The organism is Bacillus sp. JJ664, assembly GCF_036962205.1.
GTDB lineage: Bacteria > Bacillota > Bacilli > Bacillales > Bacillaceae_G > Gottfriedia.
Genome location: NZ_JBALMS010000058.1, coordinates 510 through 827, shown reverse-complemented (window position 1 = coordinate 827; position 318 = coordinate 510). Strand labels below are relative to the sequence as shown.

Below are 318 nucleotides of genomic sequence, written 5' to 3'. Positions count from 1 at the left end.
TCTATTGGTAAGGTGTTTTTGTTTTTAAATATCCTTATGCCATTTATTATGTTAGTAAATAAAAAGACTGACGGAAATTATATGTTCTTAGGTGGTAAACCTGAAACAAAAAGTGTGCTGAATTATTTAGGGGAATATCCGTATTATATAGTTTCGCTAGAAGGCGTATTATTGGTACTGTGTTTATTATTATGGGTAGGGTTACGTGAGAAAAATAAGAAATTACGTAAAGAGACAGAAATTAGTATGTAGTATTTATTGAAAGTGAATCAATTGTATCAAAATACTTAAAAGAAACTAAAAGGATAGGAAGTCAGA

General features: G+C 28.9%; 1 protein-coding gene. It reads left to right on the top strand.

From position 1 onward, the window contains the following. Nucleotides 1-252: TMEM164 family acyltransferase (locus V7056_RS10690; RefSeq protein ID WP_499701764.1), on the top strand; the 252-nt coding region annotated here is incomplete at its 5' end. Between the last annotated feature and the right edge of the window lie 66 nt (nt 253-318).